Source organism: Nodosilinea sp. AN01ver1 (assembly GCF_050565655.1).
Taxonomy (GTDB): domain Bacteria; phylum Cyanobacteriota; class Cyanobacteriia; order Phormidesmidales; family Phormidesmidaceae; genus Nodosilinea.
Genome location: NZ_JBNXVS010000020.1, coordinates 63,430 through 88,688, shown reverse-complemented (window position 1 = coordinate 88,688; position 25,259 = coordinate 63,430). Strand labels below are relative to the sequence as shown.

The following is a 25,259-nucleotide window of genomic DNA, read 5'->3' as shown; positions in this document are numbered from 1 at the left end:
AAATCTTGGGTTTCAACTACGGCAACCCGGTTTCACGGACTCAGCTTCCTACCCCTCACTAATCAGCTGCAGCAGTTGCTCGGTGGAGATCTTGCCGCTCATGTCGGCCCCTTCTAGCAGGCCGTCGGCCAGGTCGCGCTTTTGCTTGTGCAGGTCCACAATCTTCTCTTCGATCGTGTTTTTGGCCACCAGGCGATAGATAGTAACCGGGCGCAGCTGACCGATGCGGTGGGCGCGATCGCTGGCCTGATCTTCCACCGCCGGGTTCCACCACGGGTCCATGTGAATCACGTAGTCTGCCGCCGTCAAATTCAGCCCGGTGCCCCCCGCCTTCAGGCTGATCAAAAACACATCGCCCTCGCCCGCCTGAAAGGCATCGACTCGCTTCTTGCGCTCCTTGGTAGGGGTGCTGCCGTCGAGGTACTGGTAGCTGACCTTTTGGCCGTCTAGAAACTCCCGCAGAATGCTCAGGTGATCGACAAACTGGCTAAAGACCAGCGCTTTGTGGTTGTTTTCTAGCAGCTCTTCCATAATCTCGCCAAAGGTTTCGAGCTTAGCGCTGGGCAGGGCGGTTTTGCCCTTAACCAGGCGAGTATTGCAGCAGGCGCGGCGCAGCTTCATAATTTCGGCCAGCACCTGCAGGTGTTTGGTGCCCGATTCGATGGTGGGGTCGGCCAGTTTTTCCACGGCCTCTCGCCGCAGCGCTTCGTAGAAGGCCATTTCCTGGGCGCTGAGTTCCACCTGAAGGGTAATTTCCGTGCGGGCGGGCAGTTCGTCGAGCACCTGGGTCTTGGTGCGTCGCAGAATGAAGGGCTGAATCAGCTTTTTGAGCCGGTTGCGGGCGGCTTTGTCCTGGTTGCGCTCGATCGCATTGGCAAACCGCTGGCTAAACTGATCCTGTGACCCCAGCAGGCCGGGGTTGATGAAGCGAAACAGGTTCCACAGTTCGCCCAGGTGGTTTTCGATCGGGGTGCCAGTGGTGAGAATTTTGAAGCCGCCCTGGAGCTTCATCGCCGCCTTCGATCGCTTGGTGGCAGAGTTTTTAATCGCCTGGGCTTCGTCGAGCACGATGGTCTGCCAGGTGACCTGGGCCAGCATTTTGGCGACATCATCCTGCTGCAAGAGGCCGTAGCTACATACCACCAGGTCAAAGGGCTGAAGGTGATCGAGAATTTTTTGGCGATCGCCCGTGCCAAACTGTATCGGGTTGAGCGTCGGCGCAAACTTCTCGGCTTCGCTAATCCAGTTCATGCACACCGAGGTGGGCGCGACAATCAGCGTCGGCCCCTCGGGGGCGCGGGTGAGAATCACCGCCAGGGCCTGCAGGGTTTTGCCCAGGCCCATATCGTCGGCCAGGCAGGCTCCTACACCCCAGTGGGCCAGCCGCGCCAGCCAGTTAAAGCCCTCAATTTGGTAGTCGCGCAGCTCGGCCTGCAACGTGGAGGGCAGCTCGGGCTGCAGATCTTTGGCCTCTTTGAGGCGTTTGAGGTGGTCTTTCCAGTGCTTATCGGTCTTGAGCTGGCCCACCTCGTCGATCCAGTCTTCCATCGCCAGCGAGGCCAGGGGATGAAAGCGCACGCCGTCGCCGCTGGTTTCGGAATAGGCCCGCAGGTCGTCAAGGCGCTTGCGAAACTCCTGGGTGAGGGCAAGAAACTGCCCGTCGGCCAGCTTAATAAACCGACTGGGAGACGCCTCCATCAGCGCCATCAGCTGCTGCATGCCCAGCACCTCGTCATCGCTGATTTGCAGCTCGCCGCTGGCGGCAAACCAGTCGCGCTGGCGCTGAATCTGAATTTTAAAGTTGCTGAGGCTGACCCGGTTGGCGATCCGCATTGTTTCGCCCTCGGGCCATTCCACCACGGCCAGGTCGCCTACCTCCTGAATCTCCATCAGCAGCTCCAGGCAGGCTTCGGGGTCGTTGATTAGCCACTCGCCTGCTTCATCCTCCAGGCGCTGCAGGGTGGGGCAGGCGGTTTCGACGGCGCGGGCCAGTTTTTTCTCTTCTTTTAAGTTGCGGTGGGTTTGCAGGCGGCGACCGTCAATGTCGGCGATCACCATTTCGCCGCCGGTACCGGGGCGGTAGTAGGGGCCGTCGTCGCCAAAGGGCCGGGTCAGCAACGAAACTTTGAGCCCTTCGCCCGCGGGCAGCAGGTGCAGGTGGGGCTGGGGCTGGGCGGCAACTTCTTCAGCATCGGCCACGCCACCACCAATGTCGGAGTGTACGGTGACCAGGCCTGCGACGGCGTTGATGGCGGCGAGCACCTGATCTTTGGCGCTTTCGGGCACCTCCAGAGCATTCTTTGGCCCCAGCACTTCGGCGATGCGGTGGTGCTGAGCGGTAAACTCGACCACCTTGAGCCGGGTGGGAGTTTCTTTGACCAGGGCGATCGCATTTTTGCCCGCCACCTCTGGGGTCAGCGAAATCGCCAGCTTGCCCGATCGGGTTTGGCGCACCAGCAGGGCCGGTTCTCCCTTCACTACATCCACCCGAGTCGTGGGCGAGTCTTCCCAAAACACCAGCGGGTGACCGACGAGGGCCAGCAGCGCCTGGTGCTTAAAGGTGTAGTTGTCGTAGCCGTAGCTGTAGGGGTCGCTGGTGAGGTGGGTGCAGATGTCGCGGTCCTGGGGGGTGAGGTAGCCGAGTTTATCGGCCTCGTACTTGAGGCGCTTGAGGGCGATCGCGCGGCCTTTGCTCCAGCCGCCCTTGACGCTGATCTTTTGCTCCTTGGGCTGCAGCATCCAGGTCTCGGTGGAATAGATGGTCAAAAACCAGGCCAGACGATACTCGCTGGAGGGGGCCGCCGGGGTCGATGAAGATGCCGGGGTGGGGTTGAGGCCCATCAGCGCCGTCAGCGACAGCTCCCAGGGCTGTTTGGGGCTGATAATGTCGATTAGGGGGCGAATGCCGGTTTTTTGGCGCAGTTCGGCGACGGTTTGGGCGTAGGTCTCATCGTCGGTCAGTCGGGACAGCAGCTCGGCAGTTTCGAGGGCAAACCAGTCGTACCCGGCGGCGGTGGCGGCTTGGTAAACCTCTTTGGCAATGTCGGGCAGCCGTTCCCTGGCATTCTCCAGATCGACCCAGTAAAGACACAGCATGTCGATCAGGGTTTCAAAGCTGTTGGCGTGGTCGAGGCTGCTGACGGGGGTGGTGGTCAGGTAGCGCTTCGCCGCTGAGTTGCCCTGCAAGACCTGGGCAACTTTCTCCAGGCAGCTGTAGATCACGCTCATCCAGTGGCGGTAGCCCTGCTCGGCAACCGTGTGGGCATAGCCCTCGGCCTCTTTGAGGGTGGCAATGGAGCCAGCCTGGATCAGGGCCAGCACCAGAAACAGGCCGGGTACGGTGTCGAAGTAGATTTTGCGCTTGCCGGTGCTCTTTTTGAGCAGCTTGAGGGCGACAGCGCCCGCTTGAATGGTGTGGTCGTAGTCGCCCCGCAGGCAGCTCAGCCAGCTCTGGTGCAGCAGTACCTCAATCGGGTCTTCGTCGGCGAAGTCTTGCAGGGCGGTATCGGCCTCCCCCAGCCGCCCCTGGGCGATCAGCTGCTCAATCCAGATGCCTTTTAGGTTGTCAGAGACGGTCGAACCTGCCTGGGTACATTCGTCGTGGAGCAGGGCCACGGGTTCTGCCGCTGGGGTCAGGGCCATCAGCGAGTTGAGGCAGAGGTTGCCCAGGGCGGCTTCGTAGAGGTCGGGGTCTTGCTTGAGGCCCAAAAACCAGTCGCGATCGAAGGGATTGTTGCAGATCAGCTCAAACACCTGCGCCATCGAAATGCGGCCCGAGGCGTAGGGGTTGCTGTAGTAGGCCTCAAACTGCTGCTCGATGTAGTTCCAGTCGCGGCGGTAGAGGCCAATGCGCACCTCGCGCAGAAATTCGTCCTCGGTTTGAAAATAGCGCAGGCTCTGGTTCCAGCCGTGGGTGCGAATTGGCAATTTGGTCTGCACCGCCTTGACCATAGGCTCGAAGCGACCTTGATAAATGGCATCGCGGGTGGCAACTTCGGCCAGCAAAGGGTTGCACTGGGGGCCGTAGGTGCTGTGGGTAACCAGCAGGCGCTTACCGTTGAGGCGGGCAAGGCGCGGATTGAGCAGATGCGGCCCAGCAATGGTGGGTTTTTGAGCGCTCTCTAAATAGAGGTTGAGGCAGTCAAGCAGCTTTACCTTGCCTACCGGGGCATAAATAATGGAGTACAGCTGCACCAGCTCTTGCTCTGGCTCGGTGAGCTTTTGGTAAGACTGCACTAGCGTGGCGCGAAGGTCGGTGGCTTTTGGGGGGGAGGGCATGGTTGGGCGATCGCAGAAGCTGCTCGTTAAGCAAATTCTACCGGTCTGGCCGACTCATGCTGTGTCTGGAGTGCCCAACGGCCCGCCGGGCGGGTTGCAACAGCGTGTTCTTATTGAAAATCTGTTGCATTAATACTAGAGCTTGGGTATGTTAGTAGTAACGAGAGTCAATAGCGATAACAGCCCATGTCCGGCTAGAGCTGAGCGAAAAATTTTATTAAAACGTGCTGAGACGCTTGCTGGTGGGGAACTTTAGCCGCTGACTTGCCTGCCCCCTCGGTACCTGCGATCGCCTAGTTCAGAGTCAATTTCAATAAGTTCAGGCCTCTTGGGGTCGCCACTATGGAGAGTCAGTCGAGTTAATATGCAAGCTTTAAAGTCAGACTACGCCGAGTCCGGGCCAGATCTTCAAGCCATTGCCCAAGCCAAGACCGTAGTTGAGCTAGACCGGGTAAATCGGTGGAACGTCTACCGCCGCCTGCAAGAGCTAGACCTGGTGTGTGAATGCAGCTGCGATCGCCCCCTCGCCGTGGCGATCGAAACCCCCGCTGCGGCTCTGCAGGTTTGGGCTGTGGTGCAGGCCATCACCCGTTCAAAGCTATCTCTCACTGACCACCTGGAGCGCTGCTGGCAGCAAAGGACCCCGCAATGAAAACTCTGTACGAACCGGCTGTAGCCCATCAGCCTGCGCCACCCACCGGACAGGTGCTCAAGGGCCAGTATGCCGGGGCCTACCGCTCCGACAAGGGCAAGATCAAAGGGCTGCTGCTGCGGGCTGGTGAAACCGAGTACACCATTAAGCTGCCCAAGTATCTGCGACCCATGCTGGTACGCGAGCTAGCTCCCGGTGAGTTTGTTCAGGTCTGGGCCTATGCCGAAGCCGATCGCTGGCGAGCTATCAATGTTCTGCCCCTGCCTGAGTGCGAAGCCGAGACCCTGCGCCAGCAGTGGGGCGATCTGACGCCTGTGGCCGAGTCGCCGCAGCCTAAGCAAAAGCGCCTGTGCATTGAGGTATGCAGCAAGGGTAAGTGCTTTAAGCAGGGCGGCAGACAAATCTACAACGAGCTGCAAGAAGCGGTAGACGGCAACCCCGAGCTGAGCCATGTTTCCGTCAAAGCCGTCGGCTGCATGAAGGCCTGCAAGCACGGCCCCAATCTGCGCCTGCCCAGTGGCCAAATGCTGCACCGGGCCAGCCCCGCCGAAGCGCTGGCGCGGCTGGATGCTAAGCGATGAACGCCCAGGAGTTTGACCCCCAGCGGTGGGATCACTGGCTGGTGATTATCACGTTCGTAGCGCTGTCAAGCTGGATTATCTGGAAGGTCTATCTCGATTCGTAGGGAGTGGGCGTGAGTAACTGGCAAGCTGCAGGAAGTGTAGGATCCCCCCTGCCCCCCTTGAAAAGGGGGGTGGGACGTTGCTACCAGCCCAGTTTGAGGCTGTCGGGAGTGAGGAAGTGCTCCAGATGGTAGGCCCGCTCCTCGGTTTTCAGCAAAATTTGCTCGTACAGGTAGCGAGTAGCGCGATCGCCCAGACTTTCGGCCTGAGCCGCCAGTCGCCGAAGCAGCTCGATCAGCGCCTGCTCAGCCTTGAGGTCGTGCTCGATCATGATGCGGCAGCGGTAGGTGTCGTCGTTTTCCATGTCAAAGCAGCACAGCTCGCTCAGCTTGCCAAAGCTCAAAGGAGGAATGCCCCCCAGCCCGTGCAGGCGCTCACCCACATCGTGGGCGTGGCCCTGGGCTGCTTCGTAGCTCTCTTCAAAATAGTTGTGGAGCATGTAGTACTCCGAGCCCTCCACCACAAAGTGGTGCTTCTGGTACTGCAACGACAGGGCCGTAAAGCTGGCATAGAGCGTTGCCAGCCCATCGACGACGGGCTCTGTAATCGACTTCTCCAGCAGAACTGGATTGTTTGCAACCTCGCCGTAGGTTTGCAGCAGAGTTTCAGTAATAGGCATAAGCATCCCCCTTTGTCAGCAGTTAAAGCAGCCCTAAGTTTCTCAGGGTTGCTCATTGAGCCTAACGTATTTTTTGGGATTTAACTAATAAATTTGTTTGCTTAAAACGTATAGAGAAATGCAGAATTCAGTTGTCAATATAAATAGCGAAAATGGTTTTCAATAGCCTCAAAAAGATATATCGAAACTGGTTTTCGATAGGCCGAAAGACAATAGTGAAAGCTAGTTTCAATAGCGGCAGCTGATTTGATAATGCCTGAGCGATCGCCTAAACCTCATTCTCTAGTATGCCCTTAGCCAGATGGCAAAGCCCTGATTAATATGGCCTATCCAACAGATTTTTTTAACCGTAGCGAAACGATGATGGAACACGATCCAGCTTCGCCAGATCTAAATCAGGAGCCTGAACTGCTCAAAACCGTTCTCAATAAAGAGGGGTTTCGGTTCACCAGCCAGCGGCAAAAAATTCTGGATTTGTTTCAGTCTGCGGCGTTGGGGCATCACCTTAATGCTGAAGAAATTCATCAGCAGTTGTTAGACCAGGGCGAAAAAATCAGCTTTTCTACCATCTACCGGGCGCTGCACGTAATGGTGCGACTGGGTCTGCTGCAAGAGCTAGAGCTGGCCGAGGGACGCAAGTACTACGAACTGAATACCCCTTTTATGGATCAGCACCATCACCTGGTGTGTGTCCACTGCGGCGATGTGGAAGAGTTTGAGGACGCCACCATGACCCAGGTGGGCAGCAGCGAGAGCGCCTCGCGCGGGTTTTCGCTGCTCAACTGTCAGTTTACGGTATACGGCATTTGCCCCAGCTGTCAGTCACTGCTGGGCTAGGTGGCGGTAGTAGTGCCAGAGCAGGTGAGCGACGGCACCCCGGTACGGGGTGAGGGGCGCTGTAGCGGCCAGCAGATCCTTGCGGGTAGGGCGGTGCTCCAGGTTTTGCAGCCGCTGATAGCCCACCTGAATGGCTAAATCTGAGGCCGGAAAGCTGCTCAACCGCTGCAGGCAAAACAGCAGGTAGACTTCCGCCGTCCACACCCCGATGCCCTTGAGCTGGGTCAGCTGGGCGATCGCTTCAGCATCCGAGAGCGCAGCGATAGTGGTGAGATCGAGCTGGTTTGACAGAATGGCCGTCGCCAGCCGCTGGCAGGTGGCAATCTTGGCGCGGCTCAGCCCCACCTGTTTGAGGGTGAGGTCTGGAGCGGCAGCGATCGCCTGTGGGGTTAGCTCCAGCTCGGCCTGCAAGCGCTGAAAAATCGCCTGAGCCGCCCGAGACGACAGCTGCTGCCCCATGATAATGCGCACCAGCGATGGAAACCCCGCCGCCCAACTGCGCACGGTGAGGGGGCCAGCCTCGACCTCAATGCGTTGAAAGGTGGGGTCGAGGTCGCACACCACCGCCACCGCCTGCCGCAGCTCAGCGCTGGGCGGCAACAGCTCGCGATCCAGCGTGTTGACTCTACTACTCTGCGACATCGCCCCAAAATCCCAAATCTAAAATCCAAAATCGCCTCACTGACTGCTCAGCCACAGCACCACCGGCAGCGTAAACAGACTGAGAAAGGTGGAAAGCACAATGGTGCGGGCCACGCGAGTGCGATCGCCCCCCAGCTCCGTCACCCAGATTAGCGAATTGACCGCCACGGGCATGGCCGCCTGGAGCACGACCACCTGGCGATCGAGCCCCTGCAGCCCCAGCCCGGTGCCCAGACTGTAGGCCAAAATCGGCGATATCAATAGCCGAATTCCAGCCCCCAACAGCTCGTAGCGGCCAAACACCAGCTTGGTGCGGGCCAGCTGAATGCCCAGGGTTAATAGCGCCAGCGGAATTGCGCCCTGCCCCAAAATGGTAATGCCGCGCTCAACTGGGAGAGGGAAGGCTGCCCCCGCCGCCTGCAGGCCGATGCCCGTTATCGCCGCCCAAAAGACCGGCAGCTGCAGGGTAAACGCAATCCCCGCTCGCACCCCCGCCCCCTTGAGCACAATCGGAAAAACGCTGGCAATCATGACGCTAGAGCCGACCAGGTACACCACCGCGCGCTCCAGCCCCGCCTCCCCCAGCGCAAACAAAATGAAGGGCAGCCCCATGTTGCCCACGTTGGAGAACAGGGTGGTGGCAATCAGGCTCTTTTGCTCATCGACAGAAAACTCCAAACGGCGACCTACCCCCACCGCCAGCAGGTACAGCAGGGCGGTATTCAGCAAAAAGGTGGCGACGATCGCGATCGCACTGCCCAGCGCCAGCGTCGTCTCGGCCAGACTGGTCAGCACCAGCGCGGGCAGCAGGGCGTAGATATTCACCCGCGCCAGGGTCTGCATATCGAGCTCAAAATTGCGCCCCACCCCAAACCCCACCGCGGCCACCAGGGCAATGGGCAGCATGGCCGAAATCAAAATCTCCATAGGCTCGCAGGAATTTTCACGTCACCACCTATGACATGGTGACGGTTTCGAGGGCACTGTGCGGCAACGGCTCGTCTGCCCGGCGCGATCGCCTAAAATTTAAGCTAATCCCAGCGCAACCTCTGCCAATGCCATCCCCTTTTCCCGGTATGGACCCTTACCTTGAGCAGCCAGGGCTGTGGCCAGAGTTCCACAATCGGCTGCTGGTGGCTATTGCCGACCATTTAGGGCCACAGCTGCGGCCTAAATATCGAGTGGCGATCGAAAAGCGGGTGTATCAAGATGCAGCAGAAGACCTGCAAATTGGTCGCCCTGACGCGGCTGTATTTCGGACTGCCTCAGAGGCTAATCTAGCCCCTCAACGCCGAGGGCAGGTCTTGGTCGAGCCAGTGATGGTTGAACTGCCCATGCCTGAGGAGGTCACCGAACGGTTTTTAGAGATTCGTGAAGTCGGGACTGAAGCCGTTGTGACTACCCTGGAACTGCTTTCCCCCAGCAACAAGCGAGCTGGAAAAGGTCGGCAGCTGTACGAAGTAAAGCGTCTGAAAGTATTGGGTAGCCAAACTCATCTGGTCGAAATTGATCTTATTCGCGCCTTTGGGCCACTACCTCTGCGCGGTGCGACAGCGGCAAGCCTCTATCGCATTGTAGTGAGCCGGGTAGAGCAACGTCCCCTGGCGGCCCTGTATGGGTTTAACTTGAGCGACCTGATTCCGTCCTTTCCTGTCCCCCTTCAGGCCAACGATCCGCTAATTTGGGTTGATCTGCAAGAGTTAGTTAATGGTGTTTATGACCGCGCCAGCTATGATTTAGCGATCGACTACAGTCAAGACCCAGTGCCACCGCTCAGTACAGCCGATACCGCTTGGGCACGAAAGTGGTTGATATCGAAGGGAGTCATAGGGTAACCCCTAGCTTTGGCAAGCAATCACCCTAAAACTGGCGGCTCCACTCTTTGGGCCAGCGCTCGACGACTACCTTGGTCTGGGTGAAAAATTCCACCGCGTGGGCTCCCTGTCCGTGGAGATCGCCAAAAAAGCTGTCTTTCCAGCCGCTGAAGGGGAAGAAGGCCATCGGGGCCGCCACGCCGATATTGATGCCGATGTTGCCCGCCCTGGCCTCGTAGCGAAACTGGCGGGCGGCGGCACCGCTGTTGGTAAACAGGCAGGCCATGTTGCCCCAGGGGCTCTGGTTGACCAGGGCGATCGCATCCTCCACCGTCTCCACCGACATCAGCCCCAGCACCGGGCCAAAGATTTCGGTATGGGCAATTTCTCCGGTGGGAGGAACGTTTTGCAGCACGGTTGGCCTAACGAAATTGCCCGCCTCTAAATCAGGAATGCGGGCGTTGCGACCGTCCACTAGCACCGTCGCCCCCTCGTCCGCGCCAGCTTGAATCAGGCTTTCGATCCGCTGCCGACTCTGGGTAGTGATTACTGGCCCCATCTGCACCTCGGGGTCGAGGCCGTTGCCGACGTTGCGGGTGGCGGCGGTATGGGCGATCGCATCGGTAAACCACTCGGTCGCCTCCCCCACCGTCACCGCTAGAGACGCCGCCAGGCAGCGCTGACCGGCACAGCCAAAGGCGCTGTCAGCCACAATGCGGGTGGTCATGTCGCGATCGGCATCGGGCAGCACAATCACCGGGTTTTTGGCCCCGCCCTGGCACTGCACCCGCTTGCCGTGGGCCGCCGCCTGAGCGTAAATATATTTGGCAACTGGCGAGGAGCCGACAAAGCTGATCGCCCGAATGGTGGGATGTTCCAGAATCGCATCCACGGTCTCCTTCGCGCCATTCACCAGGTTGACCACGCCGGGGGGAAACCCCGCCGCATCCAGCAGCTCGAAGATGCGCTGCATAGTCAGAGGCACTTTTTCGGAGGGTTTGACGATGTAGGTGTTGCCGCAGGCCAGGGCGTAGGGCATAAACCAGAAGGGAATCATGGCGGGAAAGTTGAAGGGGGCGATCGCCGCCGCCACCCCTAAAGGCTGACGAATCATAAACTCGTCAATGCCGCTGGCAATATCCTCCAGCACCGTGCCCTGCATCATCATCGGAATGCCGCAGGCCACCTCCACGTTTTCGATCGCCCGCCGCAGCTCGCCCTTGGATTCGGCCAAAGTTTTGCCGCACTCCTGGGTGACAATTTGGGCTAGCTCGTCCAGATGGCTCTCCATCAGGTCTTTGAGCTTAAACAGGTACTGCACCCGCTGGGGTGGGGGCACCCGTCGCCAGTCTTCAAAGGCTATGGCGGCAGCCTGAGCTGCCTGAGCCACCTCATCTTTGGGCGAAACGGGCACCTGGCCCAGCACTTCCCCCGTAGCCGGGTTATCTACCAGAAGCACATCCCCTGCCGTAGACGTTACCCACTGGCCGTTGATGTAGTTCTTTAGAATCCCCGATTGCGTCATATTGGTACCTGATTACTGCTCCTAAGCATCATAGGCGCTGCTCTGGTCCATAAATTCTTAGAGAGCAGATGTAGGGTGGGTTAGGCGACCCTTCCATCGTGCCACCAGCAATTTACCTGTTGCTTCGCCGTAACCCACCAACCACCCACAGCTAAAGGCTCGATTTAGGTGAGCGGTGGGCCGGGCGGTTGGGCTACGGTATAGAGCCAGGGCCAATTGCGATGGACCCACCCTACGAGTAATTCTGTGGTCAGGAAGGCGAGGCCGATGACAGCGGCCAGCTGATAGGTTGCTCAAAAATATCGGCTTCTGAGAAGGGGCAAACCTGCGGTAGCTGATTGGGGTCGAGTGGTGTCTCTCGGTTGACTAAATCCAGGCCATCTTCGTAGCCGATCGCGATCGCGTCCGCCAGATAGGGCTTTAAGCTGGGGTTTTCCTTGAGATGGCGCTGAATTCTGCGGCGCTGCTCTTGAATGGTGGCCGCCCAGCTTTTTGTCCAGGCTTCAGGTTGGTAGTGCCACTTGAGCAAGAACCCTAGTAAGACTCCCAGGCGATTGCGAAGCTCCTGGCGTTCTTGCCTACCCAATGATTCAATTTCCTCAGCCAAGTTTTCAATATCCAAGTTCCTCCCATCGACCAGTGCGCAGTAGATCGACCTGGCGCTGAGTCCAGCCATAAAAGTCTTGGTTGTAGAGCGTGGTTGTCTGCATGGGCAACACTGGATTGTGGGGTTATAAACGTCCCGCTTTCAAAACCTGTTCTGCAGTCAGGTTTAGATCCGGGAATGTGGGAGAAATTACCCTCTGATTTCCCCGCAGTTGTTGAATGGCGTACTCTCCATCCATCAGGGTGCAGATTGAGAGGGTAGGGCGTTTGGGTCTGCCGATGTGTCGGGTTCCCCCCAATCCGGCGTAGTCGGCGATCCAGTACTCGGGAATGCCCAGAACGGCGTAGTCTTCAGCCTTGCGGGCATAATCGTTTTGCCAGTTGCTACTTACCACCTCGGCGACAAACTTAATCGAGCTACCCAGTGTCAAAATCGACTGATCGGCCCACAGGGGCTCCTGGGTGAGTTCGTCGCGATCGACCACGGCAACATCGGGGCGAAAGGCCGTCATTGCTGTACCAGCAGGACGCAGCAGCCCTCGCTGAAGGACAAACCAGGGTGAGCTGGCCTGGTCAATTTGAACACAAAGCTTAGCGGTAATAAACGCCGCGACCTCCTCATGGGGACCAGTGGGCTCCAAATCAAACACCTCCCCGTCGATCAGTTCGTAGCGGTTGTCATCCCCATAACGGGCAAGAAATTCGTCAACGCTGAGGGGCTTTTGCTGGATGGGTGGGTTAACGGCGAAGGTCATAGGTCAACTTAGCCCAATCAATGCCTACAGCCTATCAAATCGAATATTCATCCGTAGGGGCGCATGCATGCTACGCCCCTACGAGGTTCCCGATTATGAGTCTGGGTTTTCCAAAACGCAGATCTAAACCGTAGCCTTCTCCTTTGCCAAGAACTTCTCTAGCTCGGTCAGGGCGTCGGCATCGACCTTAGTCTGCATGGGGCAGAATTTGGGGCCACACATCGAGCAAAACTCGGCGGTTTTGTAGATGTCGGCGGGCAGGGTTTCGTCGTGGTACTCCTTGGCCCGCTCAGGATCTAGCGACAGCTCGAACTGCTTGTTCCAGTCGAAGTTGTAGCGGGCGTGAGACATGGCATCGTCGCGATCGCGTGCCCCAGGCCGGTGCCGAGCAATATCTGCCGCGTGGGCCGCGATTTTGTAGGCGATCAGGCCCGATCGCACGTCCTCAGCATTGGGCAAACCCAGGTGCTCCTTCGGCGTTACGTAACAGAGCATCGCTGCCCCGCTCCAGCCCGCCAGGGCCGCGCCAATGGCAGAGCTGATGTGGTCGTAGCCCGCCGCGATATCCGTCACCAGCGGCCCTAGCACGTAGAAGGGCGCTTCGGCGCATTCTTCCATCTGCTTTTTGACGTTGTAGTCGATCTGATCCATCGGCACGTGGCCGGGGCCTTCGACCATCACCTGCACGTCGTGCTCCCAGGCCTGGCGGGTGAGCTGGCCCAGGGTTTTGAGTTCCGCCAGTTGCGCGGCGTCGGTGGCGTCGTGCAGGCAGCCGGGGCGGAGCGAATCGCCCAGGCTAAACGACACATCGTAGCGCTTGAAGATTTCGATGATGTCGTTGAAGTGGGTGTAGAGCGGGTTTTGCCTGTGGTGGTGCAGCATCCAGCGGGCCAGAATGCCGCCGCCGCGCGAAACGATGCCGGTAATGCGATCGCGCACCAGGGGCAAATGCTCAATCAAAATGCCGGCGTGGATGGTCTGGTAATCGACCCCCTGCTGGGCGTGCTTTTCGATAATGTGCAGAAAGTCATCGGCGGTCAGGTTTTCGATGTTGCCGTGAACGCTTTCCAGCGCCTGATACACCGGCACGGTGCCGATGGGGATGGGCGACGCCTGAATGATGGCGGTGCGAATGGCATCCAGGTCGCCGCCGCCCGTGGACAAGTCCATCAGGGTGTCGGCTCCGTACTTCACCGCCAGGTGCAGCTTGGCCACTTCTTCGTTGATATCTGACGAGTTGGGCGACGCGCCGATGTTGGCGTTGACTTTGCACTTAGCCGCAATGCCGATCGCCATCGGCTCCAGGTTCGGGTGGTTGATGTTGGCGGGGATGATCATGCGGCCCCGCGCCACCTCGTCGCAAATTAGATCCTCGGGCAGGTTTTCCCGCTTTGCCACGTGGGCCATTTCTTCGGTGATAACGCCCTGGCGAGCGTAGTGCATCTGCGACACGTTGGCATGGCCCTTACGCTTAGCGATCCATTCAGTTCTCATGGGTTTACCTCTGGTGTGGCGCTAGAGGGCTGGCCTGTGGATTACGTCGATTCAGTGAGGATGGGTAAGGCCAAAAAGGGTAGAGCGATCGCAGGCAAAGCTCAGCCATCTGCTGAATCTTCGCTCAATTCTCTGGCTCAGTGCCAGAACGTCAATTTACCCGTCGTTTCGGCTGGTAACCTCAAGCAACGCTTTCCTCCGCTGGTATTAACCAGGTCAGGTTCTGAGGGTATGATCTCAGTCCGATGAGTCGGACACCCCTAGCTTGCTGGCATCGTACCACTGATAGTCAGGGGCAGCGCAAATTAGTTACGGTTCCTCACAGAGCACGCCGATGCCCTGCAGTTAGAACGACGAGAGCAGACAGAAGGCGAACAAGGCTCTTTTCGGTGAATTTTCGGCAACTTAAACGATCCAGAACATTCATTTACTGGTTGTAGCCAGTTTTTGATGTTATGCGGAGCAATTTTTCACTGAATGAACTGTTGTTTGTAGCGATCAGCTCAGTTCATGAGCCTCAAATATTCCTACAGACGGGTAAAGCGCTAACCAACTTAGTTCTTCCGTGAGAGGAAGGTGGCATAGCGTGATTTCTATGATGCACTTAGTGCTGCCGCAGATTAGTTCTGCAAGAGTATCGACGATATCAGCTGCGGCTACGTAGCCTCTCCGAGCAGCTAGAAAAGCTAGCTGCCACAAGCAGTAAAAAATTGAGTTTTGGAGCTTAGATCGTTAAGAGCCGTCATGGCCTAGGAAATACAGCTGCCGCTTTTATTTGCTAGCAACAGGCAGCACTGGTCTTACGAAATCGTTTTCAAAAAAACTTGTCGCATGGAGTATCTTGACATGAATAGCCCTAGTATGAATGGCGAACAAAAATGTGCATTAGCGCTCGGAATCATCTTTACCTTGATCGGAATTGCTGGTTTCATTCCTGCTCTTGTCAACCTGCCTACCGAAGGAATGGGATCTAGCGTGCCCCTAGACGCAAGCTCAATTCCAATTAGTGGCGGGCCTGATTACATGGCGGCTTACCTGAGGGGCTTTGGCTATTTATTTGGGCTGTTCCCAACCAACCTGCTGCACAATATGGTTCACCTGGCCATTGGTGGCTTTGGTCTATTTTCGGCTACGGGTAAAGAAGGGGCGTTCAGATACAATCGATTTTTTGCTATTAGCTATTTGCTACTGGCCGTTATGGGGCTGATACCGCTCTCAAATACCCTCTTTGGCATTATGCCTATCTTTGGCAACAACGTTTGGTTCAATGCTGTAACCGGGGCGATCGCGGCTTACTTTGCCTTCGTCTGGCACCCCAGCCATCCCGAATCGACGGCTCCTTCTACCCAGTAGTCGTCTAGCTCTGCCATCAATTGGCGCTACAAATTGACTCCATAAGCTCATAAGCGTCAGAGCTTATCCTAAGCGCACGGTAATTTTTGACCGTGCGCTTATTCTGTGGGAGTGCCGTGCTAGTTGGGGGTGCGGCTACCGTTAGCATAAGCCGCAGGTGCATAATGGAGCTTAAGCAAACCCGCAGAGCGAAACCTATGGCAGACCCAGTCACCATTGCAGATATTTACGCCCTTTTTCAGGCGTCTCAGGCTGAAGCAGACCGCCGGTTGGAGCGATTAGAGCGGGTTGCTACCAACACTAGCCGTGAGGTGGCAGGGCTGACTACCCGCTGGGGCCAGTTTGTCGAGAACCTAGTGGCCCCAGCGGTGATTCGCCTGTTTCAAGACCGGGGCATTGAGGTACAAGAAATTTCCCGTCGCATGCAGTCGCAGCGGCCTGGGGCAGAAATGGAAATCGATATTTTTGCCGTGGATGGCGATGTCGCCGTAGCCGTTGAGGTCAAATCACGCCTCTCGCGGCAAGACGTAGACGATTTTTTAGCCCGTTTAGGACGATTTCGACAGGCGTTTCCCCACTATACGGGCTACCAAATCCACGGTGCGGTGGCGGGTATTGAAATTGATCAGGGTGTAGATCGCTATGCCTATCAGCAGGGGCTATTTGTGATTAAACAAACGGGTGATACGGTGGCCATTGCCAACGATACGGCCTTCCAACCGGCGGCGTGGTAACGACTAACCAAGGCTAGGTTAGGCTCAGCATTCTAACGCCCAAATCAGCTGACTCTTTCAGCGGTCGGCTGCATTTGTTTGTTAGCAGCCCACTCTCTGCGAAGAAGCGCATAGCAGTGCATGTCATATAGCTTCCCCTTGGAATACGCCGCCTCTCGATGTGTGCCTTCGAGATTGAAGCCGCATTTTTGTGCTACTTTCTCAGACCCATCATTTCCAGCGGCGACCCTAACCTCGAGGCGGTTGACTTGAAAGGCCTCGAATAGGTATTTACAAAGCAACTTGAGAGCCTCAGAAGCATAGCCCTTACCTGTATTTTCCTGGTTGAATATAAAGGATTCTAGCCTTGGCCTTCTGCTCGTCTTCATTTTGAATCGGTATAACTATAAGTTAAGTGTCAGATCGGCTTGATAAGCCCCTACTTTCCAGTATTATCCAACGGATCCACAGGAAATACCTAGACATTAAGGAATTAAACATCATTGTTGATGGCTAAGTTTGGGGTTTCAGGGTGTTATCCAGCAGAATTGAGGGCTAAGTCTGGTAATGTGGGTGTTATCCGTCAAAATGCTGGATAACACCCAAGAATCAGAGATTATCCAGCACCTTGCTGAGGTACTTTCTCCCCCTCGCCGTAGGCGCGGATGTCACGGCTGAGAATGCCAAAGTCAAACGCCTCGGTCTTGCCGCCCTGGGCATTGAACTGAATCCAGACCAAGCAGACCAGCGTCGATACCACGATCGGGGCGGCAAAGCTGACCAGCAGATCGCCCGCAAAGGGCAGACCATTCCAGGGGCTAAAGTCGGGCCGGGGGAAGAACAGGGCACCCGTTGCGATCGCCGCCACCGCACTCCAAAATGCCATCGTCCCCGTCAGCCGCCTGGAATAGAGGCCAAACAGCACCGGAAACAGCGCCCCGGCGCAGACTAGATCCGCCAGCAAAAACAGGTACAGCACGTTGTAGCCCTTCGCCGCGATCGCGATCGCTGGAATCCCTACCACCACGGTCAGCAGTCGGGTAATTCGCAGAATACCGCGGGAGGATCGGTTGGGGAAAATTCGCAGCAGGTCGGTGGTAAACACGCTGGCGATACCGTTCAGCAGGGAATCCAGGCTGCTCATCACCAGGGCCAGCACCAGCACCAGCACCGCCATACTCACCCAGCCCGGCAGCGCCAGCGCCTGAATCAACGAGAAAAAGGCGCGATCGTCGTTGAAGCCAAAGTTCATCGCCAAAATGCCCAGCAGCCCGGCAATCAGCAGCATGGGCAAAATCACCAGAAAGGATCCCAAAAACGATCGCCGCACTACCGTATCTGTCTTGCAGGCGTAGATGCGCTGCCAGTTGGTCTGGTTAAACATTTCGGCGGCAATCACCGCAATTACCAGCGTCGCCCCAAACTTGATGCCGGGGCCATTGGACAGGGTGAGCAGCTCCGGTGCAGATTGGGTGACGGGCGCGATCGCATTTCCCCAGCCGCCCAGCGCAAACACTGCAATGCCAAAGCTCAGCAGCAGCAGCGGCACAATCACCGCAAACTGAATCGCATCGGTAAAGATTGTTGCCGCCAGCCCGCCCACCAGCGTGTAGGCAAACACCGCCGCCATCACCAGCAGAGCGGTAAGCCAGAGCGGCACGCCCGCCATCAGCTCGACTGCCTTGGCGATCGCCGTCAGCTCCGCCGCCAGGTATACAAACATGTAAAACACCACAATGCCCAGGGTTAGCCGGTACATGGCATTGCCAAAGCGGTGCAGCACATATTCATTCAGCGAGTGGCCTCTGGGCATCAGAAACCGCATGCGGGTGCCCATGAAGGCAAATAGGGCGGCTGGTGTCGCCTGCCCGATGCAGTAGCCGACAATTCCGGCGATACCGCTAGTAGCTCCTACCTCAGGTGGGCTAAACAGAATCCACGCGCCCATGGCCGAGGCCACAATCGTCGCCAGGGCCATCGGAGTGCCCACACTGTTGCGGCTCACCATATAGTCTTCCAGGGAAATGGCGTGGCGGCTGGCCTGAAGCAGCCCAATCAGCGTAAAGCTGGCTACAGTAATGAGAGTGACGGCGACAGCCGTTGCACTTAGCGTCATAGAACAACTCACCTCGTCAGGGTTGGGTGGTTGCTAGAGGCGGCTGCCCTAGAAAACAGGAAACCGCAGAACAGACGACTCGTAGAACACGTTACCAGTGAGGCCGAGCCCGCACCGGCTCGTCAACTCAATCAACGCTTTCCTCCGCTGGCATTAACCAGGTCAGGTTCCGAGGGTATGATCTCAGCCCGATGCGATCGGACACCCCTAGCTTGTAAGCATCCTACCACTGGAGTTCGCCGCGATCGCAGTTCGTTATGGCTCTTCGTAAATATCGCGCCGATGCCCGACCTTGATGATTCTGACCACCAAAGCTATCTCCTCAATGCTGTAGATCACCCGGTAATCGCCTAAACGTACTCGGTATTGGCTTTGCCGTCCCTTGAGTTTCTTGCAGCCCGGTGGTCTGGGGTCTTGGGATAACCGCTCGATGAGTGCAATCAATTCGTGTTGTACAGCCCTTGGCAGCTTCTTCAATTGCCGTTGGGCGGCAGGCTTGAGCAGAATTTCGTAGCTCACTGTAAGCCAAGCTCTTGCTTGAGGCTATTTAAGGAAATTTCGCCCGATTCTTGCAAGGCTACGTCGGCATCAAAGCCGTCGATTTCGTCCTCGATCGCCTCCAGGGTAGGCTCTAAATCGGTACCGTACTTAAATTGCAAATACTGCAAAAAGTGGTACAGCTCATCCAGCGCCGGACGCGGCAGCGGCGGAATATCTAAGCTGACAGATTCGGTGAGCGGCAAAGTAGTCATGGCTTGCCTAGAAAGTCGTTCAGTTAAGTCCCTCCCATCGTAGCGAATTAGCCATCGGCACCTACAGCCTGCGATCGCCCCGCAGCGACTCGACCACCCGCTTAATGCCTGTCTCCACATTCAGCCAGGCCGCATCGCGGTTTTCCCACTGCACCACCGGCTCCCCGTTCTGCGGTAGCCAGCTGAGCTTGTTAAAGGGCGTCCCCCGCCAGTCTACCGGGCGCAGAATGATTGGAATGACGCGGGCCTCGCCGCTCTCGTGGCGCTCCATGGCGCGGGTCATCTCGATGTCGTAGCAGTAGTCGGAGGCGATAAAGTCGGCACTTACCAGCAGCAAAATGATGTCGGCCCGGTTGAGGTTGTCGTCAATGTCGCCCGCCCAATCGTCGCCGGGCAGAATTCTGCGATCGTGCCAGGGTTGAATCAGCCCCTGCCGTTGCAGCAACTTCAGGTGAGTTTCAAGCTGCTCGCGCAGCAGGTCATCTTTGTGAGAATAGCTGAAGAAGAGGCGCAGGGCCTGGCTGTGGCGTTCCATGTCGCGGGTGGGCTGGCGAGTGCCCTCCAAATCTACCCCATTGAGCAAATCGTGCACGGCAAGAGTGAGCCATCTATTGTCAACAAAAACGACATAGGCTTTGGCAACAAAGAGAGCTTTGTTCAAGGGTATCCGGCGATTTTAGATTTTAGGCAGGATGCGATAGGAGCGCTCTGCGATCGCCGTTATGATTGAGACACAGTCTATCCGGCAGAGCTATTTGCCATGACCGCAGCGCCAGAACCCAGAGATTTTCAAAGCGAAGTGCTTGAGCGCCTGGAGCGGCTGGAGCAACGGTTAGATGCCAGCGTCGATCGCCTAGAGCAAAAGCTCGATAGCGATATTCAGCGATTAGTTGAGCGTACCGACAAATGGGAAGAGCGTTTCTTACAGCTGTCGAAAGACAACCTGGCCATTTCACGTACCGTGATTATTGCGGCAGCGACAGTGGTTATTTTTGGGAGTCTGCTGGACAAAGCCGAGATTTTAGTCGAAGGTGCAACCAGGCTGTTTGGTAAATAGCGATCGCGGGCTAATTGCAATTTAGGCTCCACTCTCTTCATTATCCCGCTGTTATGCAACGCCGGTCTTTGACCTGCAACCCCAGCTTTTGGCCCTCCCTACCGGATTCTTTCGCCAGCCAGAGGACGGTTTGGGCGTGAAACGGTAGGCTAAGGATAGCAAAATGTGAAGAAAAATAAAGGAGACCCCATGGGACTGGGCTTACTCGTCAACGGCCAGTGGCAGCAAAAGCGCGACCAGGAAGATGAACAGGGGCGCTTTGTGCGGCCCGAAACCGACTTTCACCACTGGACCAAGGCCGACGGCAGCAGCGATTTTAAGCCAGAGGCGGGTCGCTATCACCTGTATGTGTCTTTAGCCTGTCCCTGGGCCAACCGCACGCTAATCATGCGCGAGCTGAAGGGCCTCACCGAGGCAATTTCTCTATCAATTGTAGACCCTTATATGGGTGACGATGGCTGGTTTTTTAGCGACTACCCCGGCTCCATCCCTGACACAGTGAACGGGGCGAAGTATCTGCGCGAAATCTATACCAAGGCCAAGCCCGATATTTCAGGTCGGGTGACGGTGCCCATTCTGTGGGATAAGCAGACCGAAACCATCGTCAACAACGAGTCGAGCGAAATTATTCGCATGCTCGACACCGAGTGGAACGACATTGCTACCACCGACGTTGACTTATATCCCGACCAGCTTCAGAACAAAATCGACGACGCTATCAAGGCCATCTATCAGCCGATTAACAATGGCGTGTACCGGGCCGGGTTTGCCACCAAGCAGGGCGCTTATGAAGAAGCGGTGACCGAGCTATTCGACGCCCTCGACCACTGGGAAGAGGTGCTGGGCAAGCAGCGCTACCTGTGCGGCGATCGCCTCACCGAGGCCGACATCTGCATGTTCACCACCCTCTTTCGGTTTGATGCGGTCTACTACGTGCACTTCAAGTGCAACCTGCGCCGCATTGTTGACTACCCGAACCTGTGGGGTTATCTGCGCGATCTGTATCAGCAGCCCGCCTTCAAAAACACCTGCAATATGGATCACATCAAGCGCCACTACTACATGAGCCACCCCGACGTGAACCCGCACCAGATCGTACCCAAAGGGCCGATTATTGACTTTGACGAGCCGAGCGATCGCGCCAAGCGCTTTAGCCTCACCGCTGGCAGCGCCCGGTAGTATTGCGATGGCCATTGCGCTTAGGGCGTCAACCCTGGTCAGGGCTAAGAACTGGGACGGCGCAACGGCTTATAGCCATCACGTTAAGGGTATTGGTCATGTCCTCACCGTTCTAGCAATGGCTATACCTAACCTAAATTCCCCAAGCTTGTTTAAGCCCTTGAAGGCGGTAGTAGGCGGCCTTAGGCTGGTTTTGGTGATTCAGCAGACCGCCAAAGGGCCAAAACACGGCCTGGTCTGACAGATCCCACCAGCTCACGGTCTCGATCGCGGGTTTGCTGTAGGCGAGGGTGTAGATTTGCTCTACCCAGTCGGCCTGCACGGCCTCGCTCCAGGGGCCGTGCCACTGGCCCAGGGCCTCGCCCAGCTGCGAGTTTTCGTCGGTGCCAGTGTCCGAGGAGCAGCCCATTTCGGTGATGTGGATGGGCTTACCCAGGGCGACGAAGCGATCGAGCATGCGATCGATCTCAAACATATCCTGATCGGGGTAGTAGAGCTGAAGGCCAATTACCTCAAAGTCGATGTCGGCGGCGAGGCAGGCTTGCAGGTAGCTGTAGGGGCTGCGCTGGGGCGGGCCGTAGAGGGCGACGTTGCGCGCCCACAGACAGCAGCTATTGACCACCCGCTGAACGTTGGGGTTGCCGACTCTGGCCGTTTCGCAGGCCATTCGAGTCAGGTCGAGAAACTGGGCCTGGTCGTAGCCCAGGGCGTTGGCCCAGGGGGCACCGTGGGCTTCGTTAATCACATCGTAGGTGGGAATGCGGTCGCCGTATCGCTGCGTGATCGCCAAAATGCGCTGCTGTAGCTCGGCTTTGACTACTTCATAGGGCAGGGGTTTCACCCAGTCGGGCACGATGCCGTCGTAAAACCACACCAGGGGGTGGCCCTTGGGTGCAATGCCGAACTGCGCCAGCCAGGCGACCTGGGTATCGACTTCGCTGTAGCTGGGCTGACCGCGCTCTGGCTCCATCGGCTGCCAGTAAAAGGGAACGGTGGCGGTGGTGAATAGGGCCTCAAAGTGGCGATCGTAGTCGGTTCCCAGGGCAGGGTGGGCAAAAGCGTTGCAGCCCAGCTTAAAGCCCTGGCGCGGTGGAGTGCGGGCAATGCGTTGACCGGCGCGGCTGAGGGCAGCTTCTTCCCCAGCCCAGAGACTTTCAACCAGTGAGTTGTTCCACAGGGGAATTTGGGTAGAAAGATCCGCCGATCGCTCGGCCTGGGTGAGGTAGGCCTGGGCGCGACTGAGGCGATCGCGCACCCGCTGAGGCATTCTATAGCCCTGGCGCTGCCAGTGATCGCAGGCGGCAGACACACGGTAAATGCGATCGCGCGCAAAGGCCCCATTCAGCACCAGCGGAAAGTCGCTCGGTGTGAACCCGCGCCCCTGGTTGTCGGCGTAAAGGGTGACATCGCCAAAGCCCTCAACGGGCAGCTGTATGGCGATTGCAAAGGGGAAAGGCGGCGGCTGTGAGGTGAGAAGGCCGTCTGCTACGGTGCGATCGGGGTGGGGGATAGGCTCGTCGTTGAGGTCGAGAAAGTAGAGGCGGTTGAGTTCAAACTCGGGTAAGGGGTCGCCGTTGGGCAAGTAGGCACGCAGGGTGAGCGGTGGTGGGCTGGCGAGAAGCTGGCTGGTATAACCCAGGCCTGAGGCGGTGAGGGCCGTAGTTGCGGTGTAGCGCAGAAAAGGGCGACGCTTCATAGGGTGTTTCCTAAGTGAACCTAGAGCAATTGGGGACTGGTAATGCCTTCAGGTTGCCCTAGTGCGATCGCGAGGCCTTCGGCAGGGTGCGATAGTCTGGGTGGCAACGATATCGCAATCGGCACAGCCTTTTCATGACGATAACTGCTGTCAAACGCTACTTATGGGGCTGGCTAGTGCGCTTTGGCGCTAACTATGTGCGCTTGGCGGTGCTAACTACCATTGCTGGGTATGTGGTGTTTGCCCTCATCTTGCTGCGGCAGATTGTAGCGGGTGGCGAACCACCTATCTCTCTGGGTGCTCGTGCGGTAGTGGCGGTGGCGAGAGGGTTTAACGTCATGCTGGTAGGAGTAACCGGCGGCGGCGATTTTGAGGGTGGTTTTACAGAACTGGGCGGCATTGTGATGACGTTTGTGGCTCCCTACCTGTTTTGGCTGAGCAGCGGGTTGGCCGTGGTCGAAACCTTAACGGGATGGCGATCGCTGGGCTGGCTGAGTTGGCCACTGCGGCGGCAGTTGCAGGGGGTTGTGGGGCTGTGGGCCGTGTTTACTGGGCTGGCTATTTTTCAAAGTGTGGAGCCGCCGCAGGTGTTTCCGTACTGGCTGCGGGGCCTGTTGTTTGCGGGGCTGTTTGGGGTGGTGGCCTTTCATGTGGTGGTACTGTGGGCGCTAAATCGAGCCTGCGAACGGCTAGTTCAAACGGTTGCGCGATCGGGCGAAGTCTGAAGCCGCCACCAATATTGGGACGGGCTAGCGCGATCGCTGACTGTAGCTAAACCACCCGATTCTCTTGCACACAGCGGGCATACCAGTGGTAGCTGGCCTTGGGAATGCGCTGCTGGGTGGCAAAGTCCACATAGGTGATGCCAAAGCGGCGATCGCGCCCATAAGCCCACTCAAAGTTATCTAAAAAGCTCCAGAGGAAGTAACCCATCAGCGGGTAGCCCTCCTGCACGGCGCGGTGGGCCGATCGCAAATACTGTTGCAGGTACTGAATGCGATCGAGATCGAGCACTTCCCCAGCGGGTGTGAGTTTATCTTGCGCCGCGCAGCCGTTTTCGCTGATAAACACACGCAGGTCGGGACGTTGCAGCGTATCGCTGATGTGGCGCACCCCCCAGTAGAGGCTGTCGGGCACCACATGCAGCCAGGGCATGTGCAGGCGTGGGTAGCCCTGGGGAAAGGGCAGCAGCTCAAAACCCCGGTCATTGTCGGCAGCGCGCACGTAGACCCCGGTATAGACATTGAAGCCCAGCGAATCGAGCGGCTGGTGAATTACCTCCAGGTCGCCGGGTTGAATATCAGGGGCATTCTCACCCAGATCTTCCAACAGTTCTGGGCTGTACTCGCCCGTTAGCGCCGGGTAGAGAATGCCGCCGTTGGTGCCCGACAGCGGTAAGGCGGCCTGGGCGGCAGCAATATCCTCGGGCGTGTCGGTGAGGGGTACGGTGGCGAGGTAGTTATCGACCAGTGCCACCTGGCAGGGCTGGGGCGAGGCGGCGCGAATGACCTGACAGCCGAGCCCGTGGGCCAGCAACGCGTGGTGAGAGGTTTGCCAGATTTCTTTAGCGGTTTTGACCACGGTGCCGGGGGCCATTTCGGGCACGTGGCCAACGCCGTAGCCCAGGTGGGTAAAGCAGAAAATTTCGTTCAGGGTCATCCAGTGGGTGACGCGATCGCCCAGCTTTTTTACCACTACCCCCGCATAGTCGGCAAAATCCTGCGCCATCTGCCGACTGCGCCACGAGCCGTACTCGGCTTCGAGCGCCTGGGGGCTGTCCCAGTGAAACAGGGTGGCGTGGGGGGTAATGCCAAACTCCAGCAGGGTATCAACCAGCTCGCTGTAGAAGGCTAGCCCAGCCTGGTTCACCGCGCCGCGCCCCTCCGGCAAAATGCGAGGCCAGGAGATGCTAAAGCGGTAGTGGCGCACGCCCAGATCGGCCATCAGGGCAATGTCGTCGCGGTAGCGGTGAAGGTGGTCGCAGGCAACGGCCCCCGTATCGCCATTCAGAACGCGGCCTGGGGTTTGGCTAAAGGTATCCCACACGCTGACTCCGCGCGAGTCAGCCGCACCTTCGATCTGGTACGACGAGGTGGCAACCCCCCACTGAAACCCCGGCGGAAATGCGTAGACCATGACCTTGTCCTACATGTCTTCGTCTGCCACGGTACTCAACAGAGGACTATTTTGAAAAGCCTGAGTCAGCGCTATTTGTAATGGGGAGGGGGCAGAAGTCGGGCCTATTTCTGGTTTATTTTCTGGCTTTGGGCGATCGCTCGGGAACTCAATAGAAGCAAAAACCGTCTCGTTGGCGACTGTCGAATTGGTAACGCCGGGTTAAAAAGATATGACTTAAGGTTGATTTTTTTCAATTTTTATTACATGTATTCTGAGCTGAATATTCCATTTACAGCGGCTTGCTTGAGGAATAGGTTTTTCTCAATTCATCTCAATTCAACTGATGTCTGCATGCCCGGCACATCGTTTA

Annotated in this window: 23 protein-coding genes, 1 pseudogene and 2 riboswitches; of the genes and pseudogenes, 9 read left to right on the top strand and 15 right to left on the bottom strand. The window is 57.4% G+C overall.

The features are described 5' to 3' along the window. Positions 1-48: 48 nt before the first annotated feature. Entirely contained in the window at positions 49-4,278 is a 4,230-nt protein-coding gene (locus ACQ4N7_RS16385; RefSeq protein ID WP_430712575.1) for a DEAD/DEAH box helicase, read from the bottom strand. Positions 4,279-4,642: 364 nt separating this feature from the next. Between ACQ4N7_RS16385 and ACQ4N7_RS16380 the strand changes: the two genes are divergently transcribed. Next, the gene (locus ACQ4N7_RS16380) at positions 4,643-4,930 is read left to right on the top strand and encodes an Asr1405/Asl0597 family protein (protein ID WP_430712574.1); all 288 of its coding nucleotides are present in this window, start codon (positions 4,643-4,645) and stop codon (positions 4,928-4,930) included. Then, positions 4,927-5,511, top strand: a complete 585-nt coding sequence (locus ACQ4N7_RS16375; protein ID WP_430712573.1) for a (2Fe-2S) ferredoxin domain-containing protein — start codon at positions 4,927-4,929, stop codon at positions 5,509-5,511. The genes ACQ4N7_RS16380 and ACQ4N7_RS16375 overlap by 4 nt, the downstream gene beginning before the upstream one ends. A gap of 184 nt (positions 5,512-5,695) precedes the next feature. Here the strand turns inward: ACQ4N7_RS16375 and ACQ4N7_RS16370 are convergent, their stop codons facing one another. Continuing rightward, positions 5,696-6,232 (bottom strand): Dps family protein, encoded by a 537-nt coding sequence (locus ACQ4N7_RS16370; protein ID WP_430712572.1) that lies wholly within the window; start codon positions 6,230-6,232, stop codon positions 5,696-5,698. Positions 6,233-6,595: 363 nt separating this feature from the next. Here ACQ4N7_RS16370 and ACQ4N7_RS16365 point away from each other — a divergent pair, with 363 nt between their 5' ends. After that, positions 6,596-7,069: a Fur family transcriptional regulator gene (locus ACQ4N7_RS16365; RefSeq protein WP_430712571.1), complete on the top strand. Its 474-nt coding sequence runs from the start codon at positions 6,596-6,598 to the stop codon at positions 7,067-7,069. Here the strand turns inward: ACQ4N7_RS16365 and ACQ4N7_RS16360 are convergent. Both ACQ4N7_RS16360 and ACQ4N7_RS16355 read right to left on the bottom strand, forming a co-directional pair. Further along, a complete protein-coding gene (locus tag ACQ4N7_RS16360) occupies positions 7,055-7,711 on the bottom strand; it encodes a DNA-3-methyladenine glycosylase family protein (protein WP_430712570.1) in 657 nt (218 codons plus the stop codon). The genes ACQ4N7_RS16365 and ACQ4N7_RS16360 overlap by 15 nt on opposite strands. A 36-nt stretch (positions 7,712-7,747) precedes the next feature. Next, positions 7,748-8,638 (bottom strand): AEC family transporter, encoded by an 891-nt coding sequence (locus ACQ4N7_RS16355; protein ID WP_430712569.1) that lies wholly within the window; start codon positions 8,636-8,638, stop codon positions 7,748-7,750. 128 nt (positions 8,639-8,766) lie between these two features. Between ACQ4N7_RS16355 and ACQ4N7_RS16350 the strand changes: the two genes are divergently transcribed. Then, positions 8,767-9,546, top strand: coding sequence for a DUF4058 family protein (locus tag ACQ4N7_RS16350; RefSeq protein ID WP_430712568.1), 780 nt, complete (start codon positions 8,767-8,769; stop codon positions 9,544-9,546). 25 nt (positions 9,547-9,571) lie between these two features. Here the strand turns inward: ACQ4N7_RS16350 and ACQ4N7_RS16345 are convergent, their stop codons facing one another. From ACQ4N7_RS16345 to thiC, 4 genes and pseudogenes are all read right to left on the bottom strand, one after another. After that, complete coding sequence (locus ACQ4N7_RS16345) at positions 9,572-11,050, bottom strand: CoA-acylating methylmalonate-semialdehyde dehydrogenase (protein ID WP_430712567.1); 1,479 nt, start codon at positions 11,048-11,050, stop codon at positions 9,572-9,574. 250 nt (positions 11,051-11,300) lie between these two features. Continuing rightward, positions 11,301-11,760 (bottom strand): annotated as a pseudogene (locus tag ACQ4N7_RS16340) (DUF29 domain-containing protein). A 21-nt stretch (positions 11,761-11,781) separates the two neighbouring features. Further along, positions 11,782-12,411: a Uma2 family endonuclease gene (locus tag ACQ4N7_RS16335; protein WP_430712566.1), complete on the bottom strand. Its 630-nt coding sequence runs from the start codon at positions 12,409-12,411 to the stop codon at positions 11,782-11,784. Positions 12,412-12,534: 123 nt separating this feature from the next. Then, complete coding sequence (gene thiC, locus ACQ4N7_RS16330; protein WP_430712565.1) at positions 12,535-13,905, bottom strand: phosphomethylpyrimidine synthase; 1,371 nt, start codon at positions 13,903-13,905, stop codon at positions 12,535-12,537. 176 nt (positions 13,906-14,081) lie between these two features. Further along, a riboswitch (TPP riboswitch) is annotated at positions 14,082-14,177 on the bottom strand. 589 nt (positions 14,178-14,766) lie between these two features. Between thiC and ACQ4N7_RS16325 the strand changes: the two genes are divergently transcribed. Beyond that, positions 14,767-15,258 (top strand): DUF4383 domain-containing protein, encoded by a 492-nt coding sequence (locus tag ACQ4N7_RS16325; protein WP_430712564.1) that lies wholly within the window; start codon positions 14,767-14,769, stop codon positions 15,256-15,258. Between the two features lie 197 nt (positions 15,259-15,455). Next, entirely contained in the window at positions 15,456-15,992 is a 537-nt protein-coding gene (locus ACQ4N7_RS16320) for a hypothetical protein (RefSeq protein ID WP_430712563.1), read from the top strand. A gap of 44 nt (positions 15,993-16,036) precedes the next feature. Here the strand turns inward: ACQ4N7_RS16320 and ACQ4N7_RS16315 are convergent, their stop codons facing one another. The 5 genes from ACQ4N7_RS16315 to ACQ4N7_RS16295 all read right to left on the bottom strand — a co-directional run bounded on the left by ACQ4N7_RS16315 (position 16,037) and on the right by ACQ4N7_RS16295 (position 19,500). Continuing rightward, complete coding sequence (locus tag ACQ4N7_RS16315; RefSeq protein WP_430712562.1) at positions 16,037-16,360, bottom strand: GNAT family N-acetyltransferase; 324 nt, start codon at positions 16,358-16,360, stop codon at positions 16,037-16,039. Positions 16,361-16,587: 227 nt separating this feature from the next. Continuing rightward, entirely contained in the window at positions 16,588-18,087 is a 1,500-nt protein-coding gene (locus tag ACQ4N7_RS16310) for a sodium:solute symporter family transporter (protein ID WP_430712561.1), read from the bottom strand. A 122-nt stretch (positions 18,088-18,209) separates the two neighbouring features. Next, positions 18,210-18,306, bottom strand: a riboswitch (TPP riboswitch). Positions 18,307-18,342: 36 nt separating this feature from the next. Then, positions 18,343-18,606 (bottom strand): type II toxin-antitoxin system RelE family toxin, encoded by a 264-nt coding sequence (locus ACQ4N7_RS16305; RefSeq protein ID WP_430712560.1) that lies wholly within the window; start codon positions 18,604-18,606, stop codon positions 18,343-18,345. Further along, positions 18,603-18,839, bottom strand: a complete 237-nt coding sequence (locus tag ACQ4N7_RS16300) for a hypothetical protein (RefSeq protein WP_430712559.1) — start codon at positions 18,837-18,839, stop codon at positions 18,603-18,605. The genes ACQ4N7_RS16305 and ACQ4N7_RS16300 overlap by 4 nt, the downstream gene beginning before the upstream one ends. A 61-nt stretch (positions 18,840-18,900) precedes the next feature. After that, positions 18,901-19,500 (bottom strand): toll/interleukin-1 receptor domain-containing protein, encoded by a 600-nt coding sequence (locus ACQ4N7_RS16295; RefSeq protein ID WP_430712558.1) that lies wholly within the window; start codon positions 19,498-19,500, stop codon positions 18,901-18,903. 99 nt (positions 19,501-19,599) lie between these two features. Here ACQ4N7_RS16295 and ACQ4N7_RS16290 point away from each other — a divergent pair, with 99 nt between their 5' ends. After that, positions 19,600-19,896 (top strand): hypothetical protein, encoded by a 297-nt coding sequence (locus ACQ4N7_RS16290; RefSeq protein ID WP_430712557.1) that lies wholly within the window; start codon positions 19,600-19,602, stop codon positions 19,894-19,896. Positions 19,897-20,085: 189 nt separating this feature from the next. Further along, the gene (locus tag ACQ4N7_RS16285; protein ID WP_430712556.1) at positions 20,086-21,075 is read left to right on the top strand and encodes a glutathione S-transferase family protein; all 990 of its coding nucleotides are present in this window, start codon (positions 20,086-20,088) and stop codon (positions 21,073-21,075) included. A 133-nt stretch (positions 21,076-21,208) separates the two neighbouring features. Here ACQ4N7_RS16285 and ACQ4N7_RS16280 read toward each other — a convergent pair whose 3' ends face one another. Next, positions 21,209-22,771 carry an endo-1,4-beta-xylanase gene (locus tag ACQ4N7_RS16280; RefSeq protein WP_430712555.1) on the bottom strand — a complete coding sequence of 521 codons (1,563 nt, stop codon included), beginning with the start codon at positions 22,769-22,771 and terminating at the stop codon, positions 21,209-21,211. A gap of 134 nt (positions 22,772-22,905) precedes the next feature. On the opposite strand from ACQ4N7_RS16280, the gene ACQ4N7_RS16275 reads away from it, so the two are divergent. Continuing rightward, positions 22,906-23,496, top strand: a complete 591-nt coding sequence (locus ACQ4N7_RS16275) for a hypothetical protein (RefSeq protein WP_430712554.1) — start codon at positions 22,906-22,908, stop codon at positions 23,494-23,496. 46 nt (positions 23,497-23,542) lie between these two features. Here ACQ4N7_RS16275 and ACQ4N7_RS16270 read toward each other — a convergent pair whose 3' ends face one another. Further along, complete coding sequence (locus ACQ4N7_RS16270) at positions 23,543-24,907, bottom strand: GH1 family beta-glucosidase (protein WP_430712553.1); 1,365 nt, start codon at positions 24,905-24,907, stop codon at positions 23,543-23,545. Positions 24,908-25,259 lie beyond the last annotated feature (352 nt).

What these genes read in the sequence shown, in the direction of transcription:
- ACQ4N7_RS16385 (WP_430712575.1), bottom strand. Translation starts at nt 4,278, where the DNA reads ATGCCCTCCCCCCCAAAAGCCACCGACCTTCGCGCCACGCTAGTGCAG.
- ACQ4N7_RS16380 (WP_430712574.1), top strand. Translation starts at nt 4,643, where the DNA reads ATGCAAGCTTTAAAGTCAGACTACGCCGAGTCCGGGCCAGATCTTCAA.
- ACQ4N7_RS16375 (WP_430712573.1), top strand. Translation starts at nt 4,927, where the DNA reads ATGAAAACTCTGTACGAACCGGCTGTAGCCCATCAGCCTGCGCCACCC.
- ACQ4N7_RS16370 (WP_430712572.1), bottom strand. Translation starts at nt 6,232, where the DNA reads ATGCCTATTACTGAAACTCTGCTGCAAACCTACGGCGAGGTTGCAAAC.
- ACQ4N7_RS16365 (WP_430712571.1), top strand. Translation starts at nt 6,596, where the DNA reads ATGGAACACGATCCAGCTTCGCCAGATCTAAATCAGGAGCCTGAACTG.
- ACQ4N7_RS16360 (WP_430712570.1), bottom strand. Translation starts at nt 7,711, where the DNA reads ATGTCGCAGAGTAGTAGAGTCAACACGCTGGATCGCGAGCTGTTGCCG.
- ACQ4N7_RS16355 (WP_430712569.1), bottom strand. Translation starts at nt 8,638, where the DNA reads ATGGAGATTTTGATTTCGGCCATGCTGCCCATTGCCCTGGTGGCCGCG.
- ACQ4N7_RS16350 (WP_430712568.1), top strand. Translation starts at nt 8,767, where the DNA reads ATGCCATCCCCTTTTCCCGGTATGGACCCTTACCTTGAGCAGCCAGGG.
- ACQ4N7_RS16345 (WP_430712567.1), bottom strand. Translation starts at nt 11,050, where the DNA reads ATGACGCAATCGGGGATTCTAAAGAACTACATCAACGGCCAGTGGGTA.
- ACQ4N7_RS16335 (WP_430712566.1), bottom strand. Translation starts at nt 12,411, where the DNA reads ATGACCTTCGCCGTTAACCCACCCATCCAGCAAAAGCCCCTCAGCGTT.
- thiC (WP_430712565.1), bottom strand. Translation starts at nt 13,905, where the DNA reads ATGAGAACTGAATGGATCGCTAAGCGTAAGGGCCATGCCAACGTGTCG.
- ACQ4N7_RS16325 (WP_430712564.1), top strand. Translation starts at nt 14,767, where the DNA reads ATGAATGGCGAACAAAAATGTGCATTAGCGCTCGGAATCATCTTTACC.
- ACQ4N7_RS16320 (WP_430712563.1), top strand. Translation starts at nt 15,456, where the DNA reads ATGGCAGACCCAGTCACCATTGCAGATATTTACGCCCTTTTTCAGGCG.
- ACQ4N7_RS16315 (WP_430712562.1), bottom strand. Translation starts at nt 16,360, where the DNA reads ATGAAGACGAGCAGAAGGCCAAGGCTAGAATCCTTTATATTCAACCAG.
- ACQ4N7_RS16310 (WP_430712561.1), bottom strand. Translation starts at nt 18,087, where the DNA reads ATGACGCTAAGTGCAACGGCTGTCGCCGTCACTCTCATTACTGTAGCC.
- ACQ4N7_RS16300 (WP_430712559.1), bottom strand. Translation starts at nt 18,839, where the DNA reads ATGACTACTTTGCCGCTCACCGAATCTGTCAGCTTAGATATTCCGCCG.
- ACQ4N7_RS16290 (WP_430712557.1), top strand. Translation starts at nt 19,600, where the DNA reads ATGACCGCAGCGCCAGAACCCAGAGATTTTCAAAGCGAAGTGCTTGAG.
- ACQ4N7_RS16285 (WP_430712556.1), top strand. Translation starts at nt 20,086, where the DNA reads ATGGGACTGGGCTTACTCGTCAACGGCCAGTGGCAGCAAAAGCGCGAC.
- ACQ4N7_RS16280 (WP_430712555.1), bottom strand. Translation starts at nt 22,771, where the DNA reads ATGAAGCGTCGCCCTTTTCTGCGCTACACCGCAACTACGGCCCTCACC.
- ACQ4N7_RS16275 (WP_430712554.1), top strand. Translation starts at nt 22,906, where the DNA reads ATGACGATAACTGCTGTCAAACGCTACTTATGGGGCTGGCTAGTGCGC.
- ACQ4N7_RS16270 (WP_430712553.1), bottom strand. Translation starts at nt 24,907, where the DNA reads ATGGTCTACGCATTTCCGCCGGGGTTTCAGTGGGGGGTTGCCACCTCG.